At 54.0% G+C, this 17,479-nt stretch carries 12 protein-coding genes, 2 tRNA genes and 3 rRNA genes; 4 read left to right on the top strand and 13 right to left on the bottom strand.

The features are described from left to right. Positions 1–109: 109 nt before the first annotated feature. The 7 genes from rrf to ubiG form a co-directional block, all read right to left on the bottom strand. Positions 110–224 (bottom strand): 5S ribosomal RNA (gene rrf, locus K3757_RS15825). Positions 225–316: 92 nt separating this feature from the next. Beyond that, a 23S ribosomal RNA gene (locus K3757_RS15830) occupies positions 317–3,153 on the bottom strand. Between the two features lie 389 nt (positions 3,154–3,542). Next, a tRNA-Ala gene (locus K3757_RS15835) sits at positions 3,543–3,618 on the bottom strand. A gap of 20 nt (positions 3,619–3,638) precedes the next feature. Continuing rightward, positions 3,639–3,715: transfer RNA gene (locus tag K3757_RS15840), tRNA-Ile, on the bottom strand. Positions 3,716–3,870: 155 nt separating this feature from the next. Then, positions 3,871–5,333 (bottom strand): 16S ribosomal RNA (locus K3757_RS15845). Together the 16S, 23S and 5S rRNA genes with 2 tRNA genes alongside form the textbook arrangement of a ribosomal RNA operon. Positions 5,334–5,770: 437 nt before the next feature. Continuing rightward, entirely contained in the window at positions 5,771–5,959 is a 189-nt protein-coding gene (locus K3757_RS15850) for a hypothetical protein (protein WP_259996927.1), read from the bottom strand. 36 nt (positions 5,960–5,995) lie between these two features. Next, positions 5,996–6,703 (bottom strand): bifunctional 2-polyprenyl-6-hydroxyphenol methylase/3-demethylubiquinol 3-O-methyltransferase UbiG, encoded by a 708-nt coding sequence (gene ubiG / locus K3757_RS15855; protein ID WP_259996937.1) that lies wholly within the window; start codon positions 6,701–6,703, stop codon positions 5,996–5,998. Between the two features lie 596 nt (positions 6,704–7,299). Here ubiG and K3757_RS19160 point away from each other — a divergent pair. Continuing rightward, on the top strand, positions 7,300–7,644 hold the full coding sequence (locus tag K3757_RS19160) for a hypothetical protein (RefSeq protein ID WP_409202551.1): 345 nt from the start codon (positions 7,300–7,302) through the stop codon (positions 7,642–7,644). 144 nt (positions 7,645–7,788) lie between these two features. On the opposite strand, the gene K3757_RS15865 is transcribed toward K3757_RS19160, so the two are convergent. Together K3757_RS15865 and K3757_RS15870 are read right to left on the bottom strand one after the other, a co-directional pair. Continuing rightward, complete coding sequence (locus K3757_RS15865) at positions 7,789–8,715, bottom strand: MYG1 family protein (RefSeq protein WP_259996941.1); 927 nt, start codon at positions 8,713–8,715, stop codon at positions 7,789–7,791. A gap of 165 nt (positions 8,716–8,880) precedes the next feature. After that, a complete protein-coding gene (locus tag K3757_RS15870; protein ID WP_259996942.1) occupies positions 8,881–9,192 on the bottom strand; it encodes an ETC complex I subunit in 312 nt (103 codons plus the stop codon). A gap of 157 nt (positions 9,193–9,349) precedes the next feature. Between K3757_RS15870 and uvrB the strand changes: the two genes are divergently transcribed. Next, positions 9,350–11,551, top strand: a complete 2,202-nt coding sequence (gene uvrB, locus K3757_RS15875; RefSeq protein ID WP_259996944.1) for an excinuclease ABC subunit UvrB — start codon at positions 9,350–9,352, stop codon at positions 11,549–11,551. On the opposite strand, the gene K3757_RS15880 is transcribed toward uvrB, so the two are convergent. Beyond that, the gene (locus tag K3757_RS15880) at positions 11,548–11,946 is read right to left on the bottom strand and encodes a hypothetical protein (protein ID WP_259996945.1); all 399 of its coding nucleotides are present in this window, start codon (positions 11,944–11,946) and stop codon (positions 11,548–11,550) included. The two genes, uvrB and K3757_RS15880, sit on opposite strands and share 4 nt — an antisense overlap. A gap of 81 nt (positions 11,947–12,027) precedes the next feature. Here K3757_RS15880 and K3757_RS15885 point away from each other — a divergent pair, with 81 nt between their 5' ends. Then, positions 12,028–12,213, top strand: coding sequence for a PLDc N-terminal domain-containing protein (locus K3757_RS15885; protein WP_259996948.1), 186 nt, complete (start codon positions 12,028–12,030; stop codon positions 12,211–12,213). Positions 12,214–12,411: 198 nt separating this feature from the next. Beyond that, positions 12,412–12,987 (top strand): hypothetical protein, encoded by a 576-nt coding sequence (locus K3757_RS15890; RefSeq protein WP_259996949.1) that lies wholly within the window; start codon positions 12,412–12,414, stop codon positions 12,985–12,987. A 41-nt stretch (positions 12,988–13,028) separates the two neighbouring features. Here the strand turns inward: K3757_RS15890 and K3757_RS15895 are convergent, their stop codons facing one another. The 3 genes from K3757_RS15895 to K3757_RS15905 form a co-directional block, all read right to left on the bottom strand. Further along, positions 13,029–15,308, bottom strand: coding sequence for a glycoside hydrolase family 55 protein (locus K3757_RS15895; protein WP_259996950.1), 2,280 nt, complete (start codon positions 15,306–15,308; stop codon positions 13,029–13,031). Positions 15,309–15,413: 105 nt separating this feature from the next. Next, a complete protein-coding gene (locus tag K3757_RS15900) occupies positions 15,414–15,815 on the bottom strand; it encodes a DUF4864 domain-containing protein (protein ID WP_259996951.1) in 402 nt (133 codons plus the stop codon). A gap of 62 nt (positions 15,816–15,877) precedes the next feature. Further along, a complete protein-coding gene (locus tag K3757_RS15905; protein ID WP_259996952.1) occupies positions 15,878–17,458 on the bottom strand; it encodes a lysine--tRNA ligase in 1,581 nt (526 codons plus the stop codon). Positions 17,459–17,479 lie beyond the last annotated feature (21 nt).

A 17,479-nucleotide genomic window follows, 5' to 3' on the forward strand; every position in this document is an offset into this window, starting at 1 on the left:
GTACGTGTCAACATCTCACTCGTAAACAAGCGAAAGCCCCGGCGGGATGAACCATCGGGGCTTTTTTGTAGCATTGTAATGAGAGATACTCACTATCTGGACTTGTTAGGTTTGGCGATGACCTACTCTCCCACGCCTTAAGACGCAGTACCATTGGCGCAGTAGCACTTAACTGCCGGGTTCGGGATGGGACCGGGTGTTTTGCTTACGCTATGATCACCAAACCAAACAAATTCAGATAGTGTCCAAGTCAGTACAACTGATGTGTGTGTATGCTTTTGATTGTCTAGAAACAGAAGTCTATCTGTTACTGGATCAAATCAAGCCTATCGAGCCATTAGTACCAGTCAACTGAACGTGTTACCACGCTTACATCTCTGGCCTATCGACGAGGTAGTCTACCTCGGCTCTCAGGGATACCTTGTTTTGAGGGGGGCTTCCCGCTTAGATGCCTTCAGCGGTTATCCTGTCCGATCATAGCTACTCTGCACTGCGGCTGGCGCCACAACAGATCCACCAGTGGATCGTTCACCCCGGTCCTCTCGTACTAGGGGCAACTCCTCTCAAGTATCCTACACCCACGGAAGATAGGGACCGAACTGTCTCACGACGTTCTAAACCCAGCTCACGTACCTCTTTAAACGGCGAACAGCCGTACCCTTGGGACCTGCTCCAGCCCCAGGATGAGATGAGCCGACATCGAGGTGCCAAACACTGCCGTCGATATGGACTCTTGGGCAGTATCAGCCTGTTATCCCCGGCGTACCTTTTATCCGTTGAGCGATGGCCCTCCCACTTGGGACCACCGGATCACTATGGCCGTCTTTCGACTCTGCTCGACTTGTCAGTCTCGCAGTCAGGCTGGCTTCTGCCATTGCACTCAACGAGCGATTTCCGACCGCTCTGAGCCAACCTTCGCGCGCCTCCGTTACGATTTAGGAGGCGACCGCCCCAGTCAAACTACCCACCACACAGGGTCCCGGATCCGGATAACGGACCGCGGTTAGACATCAAGCAGAACAAGGGTGGTATCTCAAGGGAGGCTCCACAGGGACTGGCGTCCCTGCTTCAAAGCCCACCACCTATCCTGCACATGTTCGGCCTAATGCCAGTGTGAAGTTGTAGTAAAGGTGCACGGGGTCTTTCCGTCTAACCGCGGGTAACCGGCATCTTGACCGGTAATTCAATTTCGCTGAGTCTATGTTGGAGACAGCGGGGAAGTCGTTACGCCATTCGTGCAGGTCGGAACTTACCCGACAAGGAATTTCGCTACCTTAGGACCGTTATAGTTACGGCCGCCGTTTACCTGGGCTTCAATTCAGAGCTCTCACCCCTCCTTTTAACCTTCAGGCACCGGGCAGGCGTCAGACCCTATACGTCGTCTTACGACTTCGCAGAGCCCTGTGTTTTTAATAAACAGTCGCCACCCCCTGGTTTGTGCCCCCAGCCTCTAGTTGCCTAGAAACCGGGCCTCCTTCTCGCGAACTTACGGAGGTATTTTGCCGAGTTCCTTCAACATAGTTCTCTCAAGCGCCTTGGTATTCTCTACCTATCCACCTGTGTCGGTTTAGGGTACGATCTAGCGATGGAGCTATTTCCAGGAACCACTCAGCAGCCCATTCAATCCGATAAGGATGAACTACCTCTGTGATCCGTCACTTCCATCTGGCCCAGGAATATTAACCTGGTTCCCATCGACTACGCCTTTCGGCCTCGCCTTAGGGGTCGGCTTACCCTGCTCAGATTAGCTTTAAGCAGGAACCCTTGGATTTTCGGCGAGAGTGTCTCTCACACTCTTTGTCGCTACTCATGTCATCATTCTCACTAGTGATCTCTCCACGGGATCCCTCACAGGCCCGCTTCACAGAAAGCTCCTTGTGTCCAATTCCACCCGAAGGAGGATAAGGACACATGGAACTATGTCACACTACGCTCTGCTACCATGCAATAAATGCATCCTAAGCTTCGGCTCATGGCTTGAGCCCCGTTACATCTTCGCCGCAGGACAACTTATTTAGACCAGTGAGCTGTTACGCTATCTTTAAAGGATGGCTGCTTCTAAGCCAACCTCCTGGTTGTTTTGGTCGTCCCACCTGCTTTCCCACTTAGCCATGAATTAGGGGCCTTAGCTGTAGGTCAGGGTTGTTTCCCTCTTCACGACGGACGTTAGCATTCGCCGTGTGTCTGCCGACTAGTACTCCTCGGTATTCGGAGTTTGGTTAGGATCAGTAAGCCTGTGGGGCCCCATTACCCATCCAGTGCTCTACCCCCGAGGGTATTCGGTCGACGCTCTACCTAAATAGATTTCGCAGAGAACCAGCTATCTCCGAGTTTGATTGGCCTTTCACCCCTAGGCACAGCTCATCCCGATCCTTTTCAACGGATGTGGGTTCGGTCCTCCAGTAAGTGTTACCTTACCTTCAACCTGGCCATGCCTAGATCACTCGGTTTCGGGTCTGATCCCTCAAACTCATTCGCCCTATTAAGACTCGCTTTCGCTGCGCCTACACCTAACGGCTTAAGCTTGCTTGAGAGACCAAGTCGATGACCCATTATACAAAAGGTACGCTGTCAGGCCGCAAGGGCCCTCCAACTGATTGTAGGCGTTCGGTTTCAGGTACTGTTTCACTCCCCTCGTCGGGGTGCTTTTCACCTTTCCCTCACGGTACTGGTTCACTATCGGTCAGTAAGGAGTACTTAGCCTTCGAAGGTGGTCCTCCGATCTTCAGACAGAATTTCACGTGTTCCGCCCTACTTAATACGTCCAATCATGCTTCTTATACGGGACTATCACCCACTCTGGTTGCGCATTCCAACGCATTCTAACCACAATCATGGCTCGGCTGGTCCCCGTTCGCTCGCCGCTACTAGGGGAGTATCATATTGATTTCCTTTCCTCCGGGTACTTAGATGTTTCAGTTCCCCGGGTTTGCTTTTCTAAACCTATGTATTCAGTCTAGAAATACCTGTTTTACCTCATTATTGAGAGCCACCGAAGTGGCAACAATAACAAAGTATCAGGTGGGTTGCCCCATTCAGAAATCCATGGATCACGGCCTATTCTCGGCTCCCCATGGCTTATCGCAGAGTATCACGTCTTTCATCGCCTCTTACTGCCAAGGCATTCACCAAACGCCCTTTTCGCGCTTGATTTGATCCAGAAAGAGAAAGACTTGCGTCTCTCGTGGATAACAGAAGCTGGTAAGAAACTGTCATCCCTGTTTCCAGATCAAAAGCATACATAACTGTTGCAGACCCGTGCAGGGCTGCAACTTTTCGAGTGGCCTTACGACCACTCCGGTTAGTGTACTTGACTTGGACAACACTGTCGCTTTCAGCAGGCAGACATCTGGGGGACCGAGGAAACAGTCCATGCAAATGCTCGCGTCACCCTTGCGGGATCAGCACCCACTGAGATCATCGCCACACTCGGCGCGACCATACAGTGCTGTAATTTGTATCTCTCTTTACGATGTTAATTCGTCTGTAGAACAGACGTCCAAGAAGTCTGATGACTGCTTGAAGATGTGTTCTACGTGTAATGGTGGAGCCTAGGAGGATCGAACTCCTGACCTCCTGAATGCAAATCAGGCGCTCTCCCAGCTGAGCTAAGGCCCCATCAGTCCCTTACGGGATCATGGTGGGTCGAGGAGGACTTGAACCTCCGACCTCACGCTTATCAGGCGTGCGCTCTAACCACCTGAGCTACCGACCCATACGAGCGGTAGCTCGTGTTCTGTTTCTGAAGAGATATGAGGACGGCTCGGTCCGAAGAACATCCTAAGATGTTCCAAATATGGACAGCTTTGTTTGCTGTCCTGCTAAGTGTTTCACGAGCTAGGCAAGCCTAGTTACTAGAAACATCCTTAGAAAGGAGGTGATCCAGCCGCAGGTTCCCCTACGGCTACCTTGTTACGACTTCACCCCAGTCGCTGATCCTACCGTGGTCCGCTGCCTCCCTTACGGGTTGGCGCACGGCCGTCGGGTAGAACCAACTCCCATGGTGTGACGGGCGGTGTGTACAAGGCCCGGGAACGTATTCACCGCGTCATGCTGTTACGCGATTACTAGCGATTCCGACTTCATGGGGTCGAGTTGCAGACCCCAATCCGAACTGAGACAGCTTTTTGGGATTAACCCATTGTCACTGCCATTGTAGCACGTGTGTAGCCCAACCCGTAAGGGCCATGAGGACTTGACGTCATCCACACCTTCCTCCCGCTTATCACGGGCAGTTTCTTTAGAGTGCCCAACTAAATGATGGCAACTAAAGATGTGGGTTGCGCTCGTTGCCGGACTTAACCGAACATCTCACGACACGAGCTGACGACAGCCATGCAGCACCTGTCACTGCGTCACCGAAGTGAACGCCCGATCTCTCGGGTTAGCACAGGATGTCAAGGGTTGGTAAGGTTCTGCGCGTTGCTTCGAATTAAACCACATGCTCCACCGCTTGTGCGGGCCCCCGTCAATTCCTTTGAGTTTTAATCTTGCGACCGTACTCCCCAGGCGGAATGCTTAATCCGTTAGGTGTGTCACCGAACAGTATACTGCCCGACGACTGGCATTCATCGTTTACGGTGTGGACTACCAGGGTATCTAATCCTGTTTGCTCCCCACACTTTCGTACCTCAGCGTCAGTATCGAGCCAGTGAGCCGCCTTCGCCACTGGTGTTCCTCCGAATATCTACGAATTTCACCTCTACACTCGGAATTCCACTCACCTCTCTCGAACTCAAGACCAGGAGTTTAAGAGGCAGTTCCAGGGTTGAGCCCTGGGATTTCACCCCTTACTTTCTGATCCGCCTACGTACGCTTTACGCCCAGTAATTCCGAACAACGCTAACCCCCTCCGTATTACCGCGGCTGCTGGCACGGAGTTAGCCGGGGTTTCTTTACCAGGTACTGTCATTATCATCCCTGGCGAAAGTGCTTTACGACCCTAAGGCCTTCATCACACACGCGGCATGGCTAGATCAGGCTTGCGCCCATTGTCTAAGATTCCCCACTGCTGCCTCCCGTAGGAGTCTGGGCCGTGTCTCAGTCCCAGTGTTGCTGATCATCCTCTAAAACCAGCTATAGATCGTAGACTTGGTAGGCCATTACCCCACCAACTATCTAATCTAACGCGGGCCAATCCTTTACCGATAAATCTTTCCCCCGAAGGGCACATACGGTATTACTCTCAGTTTCCCGAGGCTATTCCGTAGTAAAGGGTATGTTCCCACGCGTTACTAACCCGTCCGCCGCTCGCCCCGAAGGGTGCGCTCGACTTGCATGTGTTAGGCCTGCCGCCAGCGTTCGTTCTGAGCCAGGATCAAACTCTCAAGTTGAAATGATCTTACGATCATATCCTTGACGTCGAACCTCTGCACATCGTCCTGCACTACTTACTGAATAGTACAGGCGTTTTTCTCCGTTTGATGTACTAAAGATTACCAAAGTAATCGAAAGTCCGTCAAACAGTGAAGCTGACACTCTATCATCGACCGAAGCCTAAGAGCGCGATATACAGACGTTGATCCATCGAAATAGACCAAACCGCCCACATATCTCTTCAGATATTCAATTTTCAAATAACGTAGAGACAAATATCAACCGGATGCGCCATATCTTATTGGCGCGCCCGCCCGTCAGTACCTCTGATTTTCTTCCTTCGCTTCCTTCCCTCCGCGTCTCCGCTTCGTTCCGTCCGCTGCCCCGTAGCTCATTGCTGCGCTTCGGTAAGGGGGGTTCTAGGGTTTGTTCACCAAACCCGCAAGCGCTTTTTTCACAGAAATGACCAAAAGGTCCATTTTTCTGAGCCGCGCCGATATTCGTCTTTGTTTTCCCTTATTTTTATGGCCCTGCTGAAGATGTCTGCCAAATACTTTTTATCCACACCTCTGTCATTTCCGTGAAAACTTGCGGCAGTGGGCAAAAATTGGGCATGCTTTTCGGCGGAATCGGCCAGTTCCACCCCGACTCGCCGTAAATCAGAGGAATCAAACCCGACTCAGACCCGCGGTTTTGCCGCCGATCCCATGTAAATGATCGCTGTCAGCGGCAATCGACCGAATATCAGGTCACCACGGCGACTGATTCCTCTTGGACCAAGCCCTGTGAGCTTGCCGACTTTCATTCCGGCGGCCTGCAAACCGGCCCGGAGCTCCGAGGGTTTAATAAACATGTCTGGATCATGCGTGCCTTTGGGAAGCAGACGCAGCACGTCTTCTGCTATTGTTATAGTAGCAAGGCGGGCCAGCGGATTACGATTGATCGTATCGAACAGAAACATGCCCCCAGGTTTGAGAACACGGGAAACTTCATCCAGAACCGCCTGCAGATCCGTGACATGCTCTAATACATCTACACAGACGACCACATCAAAGGCGCCATCAGAATACGGCAGCGCCTCCCCTACTCCTATATCATACTGTATACTGCGGTCATGAGCGTGGTCGCGCGCTGCTGCAATCGCCTCGGCAGCCGGGTCGATGCCTGTCACATGGGCACCTCGATCATCCAGCGCTTCTGCCATGAACCCACCAGCGCAGCCAAGATCCAACACCTTTTTGCCCTGCCAGTTATAGAGTGTGTCGAAGTATCCAAGCCTGCCGGGCACCATATTCTTGAGCGTGCGGACCCAGCGAATGTCGTCAGACCACCACTGGCTGGCCACATCATCGTAGAGTTTCAGATTATTGCGCGCATTCTGGTCCATCGGAAGCCTCGTTCGATCAGGGTGTAGTACTACACCTAGAGCAGCAGCAGCATTTTGCGATGCGCGTCGCGAACATCGCTCCGGTTGGGCGGTTGCCGACTAAGGGGACTTTACTGAAGAATGTATAGTCCACTCTTCCCTCACCTTACTATGACTCTAAATCGTGGGACGCTTACAGGTAGTGGCAGCTCTTGTTTGGTGAGGTGGGACGCCTTCACTATACCAAGTGAGGAATGCCTAATTGATGCACTTTACTCACAGCGTCAGCAGACGCACGAAATCAGCCTATCGGTGACGGCTCAGGAACCCAGCGACTGGCAATCGTGTTGGCTCAACGGGGGGGGATGGACTTTCTGACCGCCTTCGAGGGGCGTGAGGATGACATTCGCCCCTGTTCGCATCAGAACCAGACGGACAGCGGCGACCGACGCCACAATCGCCGCGTCTCCGGGAGATCATCGGGATCATGGACTGGGACATGGCACAATGTGTGGAGAGGGATGTGACGTTTCATTTTTATATACTTGGGCGCAAAGCGCTGATGTGACCGGCTTAACCCAGATGTGGTTATCGTTCCGACGGGCAGACTGCCAAACATGGAACTATTCGAGCAGCACGACGACCAACCGCATGCCGTCTCCTCTTGGGGCACTATTTCAGGTGATGTAAAGCCCGCAGGCAATTTTCTGATCTATGACGAATGTGGAGATCACCCCGCCTTGCAGGCAGCCGGGATTGCAGCGAAGGCAGGTGCGTCAGTTGAAACAATGACGCCGCACCGCATCCTTTCGGCAGATGTGATGGCGATGAACCTTGTCCCTTACATGCGCTCGTTTCAGGATATGGATGCGACTTTTACCGTGACGCGCCACCGTGAGGGGATCTCGCGCAGCGGCAACAAACTGATCGCGACGATTGGGGCAGAGCATATCGAACTCTAACGGTGGGTGCCGTCCGGCATTTTCAGACCAGCCGCAAGTAGCCAGAGTTCAAAGGTGCGGTTGCCAATGTTGCCCTCGTGTGACGCCACTCCGTCACTATTACTGCGACGCCCTGCTCGAACAATAGGTCGGGCGTCGCAAAAATTATTCCGCCAAGGCCTCTGCCACCGCGATATCAGCCATTTTCAGGACTGCTTCGCGTGACGCTGCCACCGCAATAAACCGGCCGTTGTGACAAAACTTTGCCCCCGTGACGCCAGTAGCCGCTTCCAGCGCGTCATCGGTCAATCCTGCCCAAGAGGCGGGCAAGTCTGCGCGGTTGTCGAACGTATCGTCGCCTATGCGGATCGTGGTAAGTGTCCAGTCTGTGCCGCGTGGATGGATAACGAACAACAGATGGTCGGCTCCGGCCTTTTCCACACCAGCACGGAACGGCATCCCCATTGGCAGATCCAGAATACGGCCCTCACCTGCGGCGTCGATCGCCGCCATCACCATGTCTTCAGCGCGAAATTTGGCGGCCTTGCGTTTGATCTGCGCTTCGACAAATGCGCGCGCCACGGGCAGCGCTGCCATGAAAGCACGGTCGTCGGCGCCCTCTTCGCGATCATCAAACACGGTTTTCAGGCTTTCCAGAAGCACCGGCAAGGTCAAACCCGAAAACAACGGGCCGGCCTCAGATGTATTCACGGCGCCGTTATCGACCAAGTCAACGGGCAGAACGAAACCTCTATCAAACGAGTCATGGATCGCCTCGACATCTTTTTCGGGAACATCCATCGCACGCAGGTAGTCGCGACCATAATGCGCCCAGATCAAACCGAATGAGCTATAAGGTTGGCCGTCTTCGCGCAGCGGGTTGGGTCGCTGATGGTGATCAAAAATCTGCGCCGCTGCATCAAAATCACCGCCCACGTCATAAATAATCCGGTCCTCACCAGGCGTGATCCACGCCTTGTCGCGCGTGCGAAGCAGCTCGGCTTCAGGAAACAAGCGTGTCAGGATGACAGAGGACAACAGCTCATCCGCATGAAAGCCACCGGAATGGGTGACGAGGTGGGCGATGGTCATAAGGATAGGCTCCAGCCATGTTGGAAATAATTCGAGCGACCAAATAGGCCGCTCTTTGAAACGCTACGAAAATGGTTCTGCGTGATTGCCAACGGTTGTTCCGATCACTTAGCGCGATCGCCATCAATGCATCACCGCAGGGCTTTCACCCCGATTTACAGCAGTCTAATGTGTCCACGCACCCCGACGGCCCGTTGCGAAGTTTTCGCCATAGCCGCCTGCGCGAATGTTCGGCTTGCGACGGTGCGGTTCCTGCACCAACACATCAATCCCATGCTCTGCCGCGTATTCTACAGCTTCTTCTTTGCTGGCGAACTGCAGCTTTACTTGGCTTTGTGTATCCGACGAAGACGTCCAGCCCATCAGCGGATCAACTTCGCGCGCTTCTGCCGGCGCAAATTCAAGCACCCATTTATGGGTTTTTGCCGTCCCTGAGGACATTGCGGTACGGGCAGGTTGATAGATTCGTGCGCGCATTGAGGCTCTCCGTCATTGGCTGGGTTGGATATGACATGCCTGTCCGAATGGATCAAGAGCGCGCTCTACTGACAGTTTATGACAGGTTATCGCGCCCCATGCCTTGAACACTGGCGAAAACATGACACCTATAAGCCTCGCAACCGGAGACTGCCCCATGCCCTATGCACAAACCGACAGAAGCGACGCAACGCCCATTCTGGCGAACCCCGCGCCTGATGTCCGCTCCCGACCAAAGCTGGAGGGCGGCAAGACATTTGTGCTGGCGACCGAGTTCGAACCAGCAGGCGACCAGCCGACCGCAATCAAAGAGCTGTCAGAGGGTATCCGCAACGGCGAACGCAATCAGGTTCTTCTGGGGGCGACCGGTACGGGCAAGACCTTTACCATGGCGAAAATGATCGAAGAGACACAGCGCCCCGCTATCATTCTGGCCCCGAACAAGACACTCGCAGCGCAGCTATATGGTGAATTCAAGGGTTTCTTTCCTGACAACGCGGTCGAATACTTCGTCAGCTATTACGATTATTACCAGCCCGAAGCCTATGTTGCGCGGTCCGACACGTTCATCGAGAAGGAAAGCCAGATCAATGAACAGATCGACCGGATGCGCCACTCTGCCACCCGCGCCCTGCTGGAACGCGATGACGTGATCATCGTGGCCTCGGTGTCGTGCATCTACGGCATCGGCTCGGTCGAGACCTATGGCGCGATGACGCAAGATTTGAAGGTTGGCAATTCCTACGACCAGCGACAAGTTATCGCCGATCTGGTGGCGCAAGCCTACAAACGTAATGATGCAGCGTTTCAGCGGGGCGCATTTCGTGTGCGCGGCGATAGCTTGGAAATCTTTCCTGCCCACCTTGATGACCGCGCGTGGAAGCTTTCGTTCTTCGGCGAAGAGCTGGAAAGCATCACCGAGTTCGATCCGCTTACCGGAGAAAAGACCGGCACAATGGAACAGGTGCGCATCTACGCAAACTCACACTACGTAACGCCAAAACCCACGATGAATCAGGCCGTCATCGGCATCAAGAAAGAGCTGCGGATGCGGCTCGATCAATTGGTGGCTGAAGGCAAACTGCTGGAAGCGCAGCGGCTTGAGCAGCGGACAAATTTTGATCTTGAGATGTTGGAAGCGACAGGTGTCTGCAACGGCATCGAAAACTACTCACGCTATCTGACGGGGCGCGCCCCGGGGGAGCCGCCCCCCACGCTGTTCGAATTCATCCCTGACAATGCAATCGTATTTGCTGACGAATCCCACGTCAGCGTCCCGCAGATCGGCGGGATGTATAAAGGTGACTTCAGACGCAAAATGACGCTGGCTGAACACGGTTTCCGCCTGCCCTCTTGCATGGATAACCGCCCGCTCAAATTCGAGGAGTGGGACGCAATGCGCCCTCAGTCCGTATTTGTGTCTGCCACACCAGCGGCATGGGAAATCGAACAGACCGGCGGTGTCTTTACCGAACAGATCATTCGCCCCACAGGTCTGATTGATCCGGTGATCGAAATCAGACCCGTCGAGATGCAGGTCGATGATCTTCTTGACGAGGTGCGCAAGGTTGCAGCAGACGGCATGCGAACGCTTTGCACGACACTCACCAAACGCATGGCCGAAGACCTGACGGAATACATGCACGAACAAGGCATCCGCGTGCGGTACATGCACTCGGACATTGATACAATCGAGCGGATCGAAATCTTGCGCGACCTGCGTCTTGGAGCCTTCGATGTGCTGATTGGCATCAACCTACTGCGCGAAGGGCTGGACATACCCGAATGTGGGCTAGTCGCGATTCTGGACGCGGATAAGGAGGGATTTCTACGCTCGGAAACGTCGCTGATCCAGACAATCGGTCGCGCGGCACGAAACGCCGAAGGCCGTGTGATCATGTATGCCGACCGCATCACCGGCAGCATGGAGCGCGCAATGGGCGAGACCGAGCGCCGCCGCGTGAAGCAGCTTGCCTACAATGAAGAGCACGGCATCACGCCAACAACGGTCAAGAAGAACGTCGAGGACATCCTTGCCGGTCTCTACAAAGGAGACGTGGATATGAACCGCGTCACCGCAAAGATCGACAATCCGTTGGCGGGCGGCAATCTACAAACCGTGCTGGAAGGGTTGCGCACCGACATGCGCAAGGCAGCCGAAAACTTGGAGTTCGAAGAGGCCGCACGCCTGCGCGACGAGGTAAAGCGGCTGGAGGCTGTAGACCTTGCCATCGCGGACGATCCAATGGCGCGGCAGTATGCGGTAGAAAAAGCCGTTGACGACGCCAAACAAAAATCAGGCCGCAGCAGCATGGGGCGGGGTGGTATGCGCGGTGGGGTCAAACGGCGCGGCCGCTAGATCGCGGCGGCCCTGAGCTTTTTGGAGAAGCTCACCCGCCCGCCTTTGCCGATCCGGCCCGTCACGAGTGTGCTATTGCGTAAGCAGGGATAATGATCGCGCCACGCACGAAAGCGGTCATTGCTCACGATCTGGATTCGTCCACCGGCGCTATCTGCCAACAACATCGGATCAGCTGGTGTGCCGCGCGGTGCAATGATGACCTCAGCGAGCGATGCTATCGCCTCCAACTCGACAAGGTTCATGTGCCTGCCGATGCTGTGATCAAAGAAAACCCGGGGCGAATACCGGCGCGCGATTAGCGCCCTTACCACGCGTTCTGGAACAGCGCTGTTCGTTTGTCCGCCCTGCCAAAACAGTACGTTGGAGCCGTCCAGTAATATTTCCGAGCTCATAACAACACCGCCATTGGAACCTTTTGTCGCACCACGTGTTGTATATTCAAGCAACAACGCAGCAAACTTAGGAAAAAAATCATGGAATATGGTCTTATCGGCATTCTGGTACTGATCGCTGACATTTATGCGATTTACCAAATCTTCACATCCCGCGCATCAGGTCTGGCAAAAATTCTCTGGACGCTCGGCGTGGTCGTCTTCCCTGTCGTCGGCTTCATCGTCTGGCTGATTGCCGGACCACGTGGCGACCGCGTCACGGTATAACAAGAACTCCAAAAGGTCCGGCCAAAGCGCCGGACCTTTTTCTTTGTGACAAGTAACTTTTTATTAACAGATGTTAACCAAGATATAGGCAGGAGCTCTGCCATCTTGCTACATCGCCTTATTCCCATTTTCATAATCGCCTTGAACGGCACCACGACCCAAGCGGGCCCTTGGCTACGTGAGCAGGGGTCGGCTTTTATGGAAGTATCGTTCGCCAGCACATACACCCTTGATACAGCCAGCCAGACATATCTTGAGTATGGTCTAAGTGATAAAACAACGGTGATCGCGGATATCGGCATGTTCCGACCACGCAACGCGCTACATGGCGGGATCGCGACATTTTCACTGCGCCGTGCGCTTAGCGCTCCGGATGCCAGATCAAAGTGGGCGTATGAGCTGGGGGCAGGTGTTGGATGGCTCGGTGACGAAATACTCCCCCATTTTCGGACAGGCGTCAGTTGGGGGCGCGGCACGTCATGGGCAGAGACCTCGGGCTGGATGACCGTCGAAGCTGCTGTTATCTGGGATTTGACCTACGCCCAGCATGTCAGCAAAGTTGACGCGACACTGGGTGTAAATTTCACCGATATTACAACCGGTATGCTTCAACTTTATACAGCGCACGTTGACGGGACCACTATCGCAACGCTCGCCCCTTCTCTCGTCTTCAAACCCGAAAAAGGCAAGTTTCGGGTAAAGCTCGGAGGAGAGGCCGAGATAGGGAATTGGGACAACAGCGCGCTGAAAATTGGCCTCTGGCGCGATTTCTAGCGGGTGTGGCTCCGGCAGGTTCTCCGCCGAAGCCTATTTATTTATACGACATCATTATCCATGCGTGCCGTAACGGCGATCTTGCCGCGCACGGGTTCTGACCACACGACATGCACTTGATCCGCGTTCGGACCCTGCTGCGCCCGCACAAAAGGTGTGTCGTAATTGAGCTGATTAGACGCGTTTCGGACGCCGCCACGCACCACCACCGCATCCACACTTAGCGACCGCGCTTCGAACGGCAGCCCTGGTCCTGTTTCTACAACCCAGGTTTGACTGTTCGTATTTTCAGACACTTCCAACAAATGCGGATTCGCGACTGGCTTGCTTACCCCGTGAAACGAATTCCCCTCAAACCGGACGTTGCGCATGCGCGTGAAATTCAGGTCTGCATAGCTGGTATCGACACGCTCGGCTCGTTCGACATACCCGTTGATACTCCGGAAGCGATTGCCCGCCACATTCAATCCGTTGATAAAGTGCCCTGCCCCATATGGTTTCACCACCAGATAGCTAAAGCTGGTTGCGACCTCGCCTGACAGAAAAATATTGCTGGTGATATCAAGCGCGCTGAAGGAGAAGCCACCGTCGAATTCAGGTCTTGGATCGCGCTCGTTTGTCCACTCAAAGAATGCGTTGTCGACATAGTTGTTGGTGAACACGCACGAAGCATATGGCTCTGCAAGAACCACACCGGCGGAGCGGATGCCACCGCTCACCGTATCACCCTGAAAGAAGTGGTTCCCGACGATAAGATGGTTCTGACCCGTCATGACCGCGAAATGCCTGAACCGTTCAGACCTGCAGTTGCGCAGTTTCACGTCATTGGCGTTAACGTTAAGCGCGATTGTCTTTCTTTGCGATACAGGCACATCGTTTTCGGATGAAAGAAACTGACAGCGCTCAATAAACATGCCCTGACAGCCACCACCCATCGATGTGATTCCACGATCTTTCGGTGTGGTGATAAAACAGTCCCGAACGGTAAATATTGTCCCAGCGTTCGCCAACATGATGCCGCTGCACAGCTCCTGACACTGGAATTCAATATTGTGCAGGACGAATTTAGCGATGACATCGAAGCCACTAAAATCGAGCATGTATTTGTAACGCCGGAAGGTAAAGTTTTGCGTGCCCGCTGCATCGTGCAAAGGTCCATTCAAGGTCAATTCGTTGCGGGCAACGTTCTTGCCGCGCACATAAATTTCGCGGCCGACACCTACACCGCTCACATGGCTACCAATCGGAATATTCGCCACATTCGCAACACCTGTCAGCGTGCGCGAATTCCCCGGATCATAAGTAGCCTGCGCAGTGATCGTCGTCGTCGCCCAATCGCCGCCAGTAAGCGCGATCAACTGACCATTGTGGATCGCGCGGCGGGTCTCATATCTGGTGCGGTTTGGAACCGCCGCCTGCAGATCAATGGGTTTTGTAAGCGCAACCTTTCTGCCACCCAAATCAAGGGATTCGTGATCAGCGTTGTTGAGCAAGGCTTGAAACGCCTTACGAAACGCAAGCTCTTCATCCTCGAAGGCCTCGATATAGTTAGGTAGATCAAAGTTTCTGCGCAAAAGCAGTACTGCGGCAGTCGGCATGCTCACCTTGCCGACAAACTTTGTCGGCGTGTCGAACGTAACATCTCCGTTCAGTCGGAAAGTCCCTGAAGGAATCAAAACCGTCCGGCCATCCGCGGCACGATTTGCAGCCTCGAACGCAGCAGTGTCATCGGTGACACCATCCCCGATAGCACCAAAATCGCGTACATCTACTGTCGCAACAATGTCTCCCAGAAACAGATTTGAGACGTCATTGATCTCGAAGTCATCGATACGCACAATGCCACCGTTCTGCCCGATCAGATCAATACCAAAATGCCCGTAAGCAGCACTTGGCCCCCACACCATGTCGACTCCGGCGCGGTTGCCGATGCCAATAATTGCACTGACCTCAACAACGTTACCGTATGCCGTCAACGGCGTGGTTGCGCCTTCGGTAACAACGCCCGGAATGGCGGAGCCGTTCGATTGCGCTGCATAGGCTGCAATGCGGATCGCTGGCAAATTGCCACTGATCGCTTTTACCCGGACCTTGATCTGGACATAGCAACCAGGCTCGATCGGCGTTTGACCTTTGTAGCGTACTCTTTGCGTGCTGTCGGTTTTCAGAATTTCCAACGCGCCGCCAAAATCCTGATCTGCCGGGACAAAGACACCATTCCCCGAGGTGGCATAACTAGGAGATCCCGGAGTACCGTTCCCGTTCGAATATGCCGCCAGACCCTCTGAGTAGGGGGCAGGCGTGTATGTAGCCATGTTCATATGTATCCCTTTCGCGCTTCTCCGGCGCAACTGCCGGACAGGCATTGGGAAATATCAACAAGGGCTTAATCGGCCGCTACGCCACCGTCACGGTGGCGTTGCATCTCAGACCGCTGCGCCTGGTGCATCAAGGATCTGAACGCCACTGATCCGCCAGCCTTCCGGAGTCTCAATCATCCGGTACTCAAGATAATGCGCACGACCTTCGGCGTCTATGATCTGGACCTTCTGCCAAAACGTACCTGCCTCTTCACGTAGCTCGAGATAGGTCACCTCCGCAGGCCGCCACACCATCGGATAGCCTTGCGTCACCATCATTCCGAAATTGTCGGCGGATTGGAAAAATTGCTGAAGGCTGGGGCTGGCAAATGTAAATGCCGTGGCGAAATCATCGACTTTGAACGCTTCGAACTGGCTGCTGATGGTACTGCGGATATCGGCATTCTGCGCCAACGCGCCACACGCCCCAATGACTGCCATAGCTGTCGCCAATACCAGTACTCTCATCTCGCCAACTCCTCTGACCTGCGTGTTATAAGCTAAATCACGCAAGCCGGAGGGCAAGAGTTTCACGCCTTGGTGAGTTTTCCCGCCAGCGCATCGTCGATCAGAGAAACGGTTTCATCAACGCCGTACAGCGCGATAAAACCGCCAAACCGCGGCCCTTGGGATGCTCCAAGCAAAACCTCATAAAGCGCGGTGAACCAGTCACGCAGCGGCTCAAACCGGTCCTTTCCGACAGCAAAGACCATGGTTTGCAGCGCTTCGGCATCCAGACCGCCATCCCACGCAGCAAGTTGTGCGCGCAGGTCTTCCAATGCTTCGCGCTCCAGTTCGGTCGGCGCGCGGAACACTTTTGCTGGCTTCACAAAATCATTGTAATACCGCACAGCATAGCCTGCCGCCGCATCCATACCGGGGTGGCTTTCAGGTGTCGCTTCGGGTGCATAGCGCTGGATAAAGCCCCATAGCTGTGCTTTGTCCTCGGCCGATGAGACCGACGCAAGGTTCAACAACATTGAGAACGGCACGACCATATCAGATTTTGGTACGTCGCCACCGTGAATATGCCACACAGGATTGTTCAACTGGGCCTTGATGTCCTGCGTTTCATAGGCGCGCAATTGCTGATGGTATTCATCCACAGCCTTCGGAATCACATCGAAATACATGCGCTTGGCCGTCTTCGGCTTGAGATACATGAAGTAAGACAGGGATTCGGCACTGGCATAGGTAAGCCATTCGTCGATCGTCAGGCCGTTGCCCGACGACTTGGAAATCTTGTGACCATCCTGATCCAGAAACAGCTCATAGGTGAAGTGCTCTGGCGCGCGGGCACCCAGTATCCGGCAGATCGAATCGTAAATCGGCGTGTTGGTCGAATGGTCCTTGCCGTACATTTCGAAATCAACACCAAGCGCCGCCCAGCGCGCGCCAAAGTCCGGCTTCCACTGAAGCTTCACATTCCCGCCTGTCAGGGGCAAAGTCATTTCTTCGCCCTCTTCAGTGTCAAAAGTGATTGTGCCTGCCTTGGCATCCACTTTCTTCATCGGCACATACATCACGCGACCGGTTTCGGGGTGAATGGGCAGAAATATCGAATAGGTCTGGCGGCGCTCTTCGCGTAGAGATTTCAGCATCACAGCCATGATCTCGTCGTACTTCTCTGCCGCGCGCATCAGCGTTTCGTCAAACTGTCCGGTGCCATAAAATTCTGTAGCCGAGTAAAATTCGTACTCAAAACCAAATGTATCGAGGAACCGGCGCAGCATCGCGTTGTTATGATCACCAAAGCTGTCGTATTCGCCAAACGGGTCTGGCACCGAAGTCAACGGTTTTTGCAGATGCTCTGCCAAGGCTTCTGGGTCTGGCACATTGCTCGGTACCTTGCGCATACCGTCCAGATCATCGGAAAAACAGATCAACCGCGTTGGGATATCACTGATCGCCTCAAATGCGCGTCGGATCATTGTCGTGCGCGCCACCTCACCAAAGGTGCCGATATGTGGCAGACCGGAGGGGCCATAACCTGTTTCGAATAACACATACCCCTTCTCGGGCATCTTACCCTGATAGCGTTTGAGCACCCGGCGCGCTTCTTCAAAAGGCCACGCTTTGCTCTGCATTGCTGCATCCCGCATCTCAGACATATCAGACTTCCCGAAAATTAT

This window comes from Sulfitobacter sp. S223, assembly GCF_025143825.1.
GTDB lineage: Bacteria > Pseudomonadota > Alphaproteobacteria > Rhodobacterales > Rhodobacteraceae > Sulfitobacter.

What these genes read in the sequence shown, in the direction of transcription:
- K3757_RS15905 (WP_259996952.1), bottom strand. Translation starts at nt 17,458, where the DNA reads ATGTCTGAGATGCGGGATGCAGCAATGCAGAGCAAAGCGTGGCCTTTT.
- K3757_RS15890 (WP_259996949.1), top strand. Translation starts at nt 12,412, where the DNA reads ATGGAAGTATCGTTCGCCAGCACATACACCCTTGATACAGCCAGCCAG.
- ubiG (WP_259996937.1), bottom strand. Translation starts at nt 6,703, where the DNA reads ATGGACCAGAATGCGCGCAATAATCTGAAACTCTACGATGATGTGGCC.
- K3757_RS19160 (WP_409202551.1), top strand. Translation starts at nt 7,300, where the DNA reads ATGGAACTATTCGAGCAGCACGACGACCAACCGCATGCCGTCTCCTCT.
- K3757_RS15885 (WP_259996948.1), top strand. Translation starts at nt 12,028, where the DNA reads ATGGAATATGGTCTTATCGGCATTCTGGTACTGATCGCTGACATTTAT.
- K3757_RS15870 (WP_259996942.1), bottom strand. Translation starts at nt 9,192, where the DNA reads ATGCGCGCACGAATCTATCAACCTGCCCGTACCGCAATGTCCTCAGGG.
- K3757_RS15895 (WP_259996950.1), bottom strand. Translation starts at nt 15,308, where the DNA reads ATGAACATGGCTACATACACGCCTGCCCCCTACTCAGAGGGTCTGGCG.
- K3757_RS15900 (WP_259996951.1), bottom strand. Translation starts at nt 15,815, where the DNA reads ATGAGAGTACTGGTATTGGCGACAGCTATGGCAGTCATTGGGGCGTGT.
- K3757_RS15865 (WP_259996941.1), bottom strand. Translation starts at nt 8,715, where the DNA reads ATGACCATCGCCCACCTCGTCACCCATTCCGGTGGCTTTCATGCGGAT.
- uvrB (WP_259996944.1), top strand. Translation starts at nt 9,350, where the DNA reads ATGCCCTATGCACAAACCGACAGAAGCGACGCAACGCCCATTCTGGCG.
- K3757_RS15880 (WP_259996945.1), bottom strand. Translation starts at nt 11,946, where the DNA reads ATGAGCTCGGAAATATTACTGGACGGCTCCAACGTACTGTTTTGGCAG.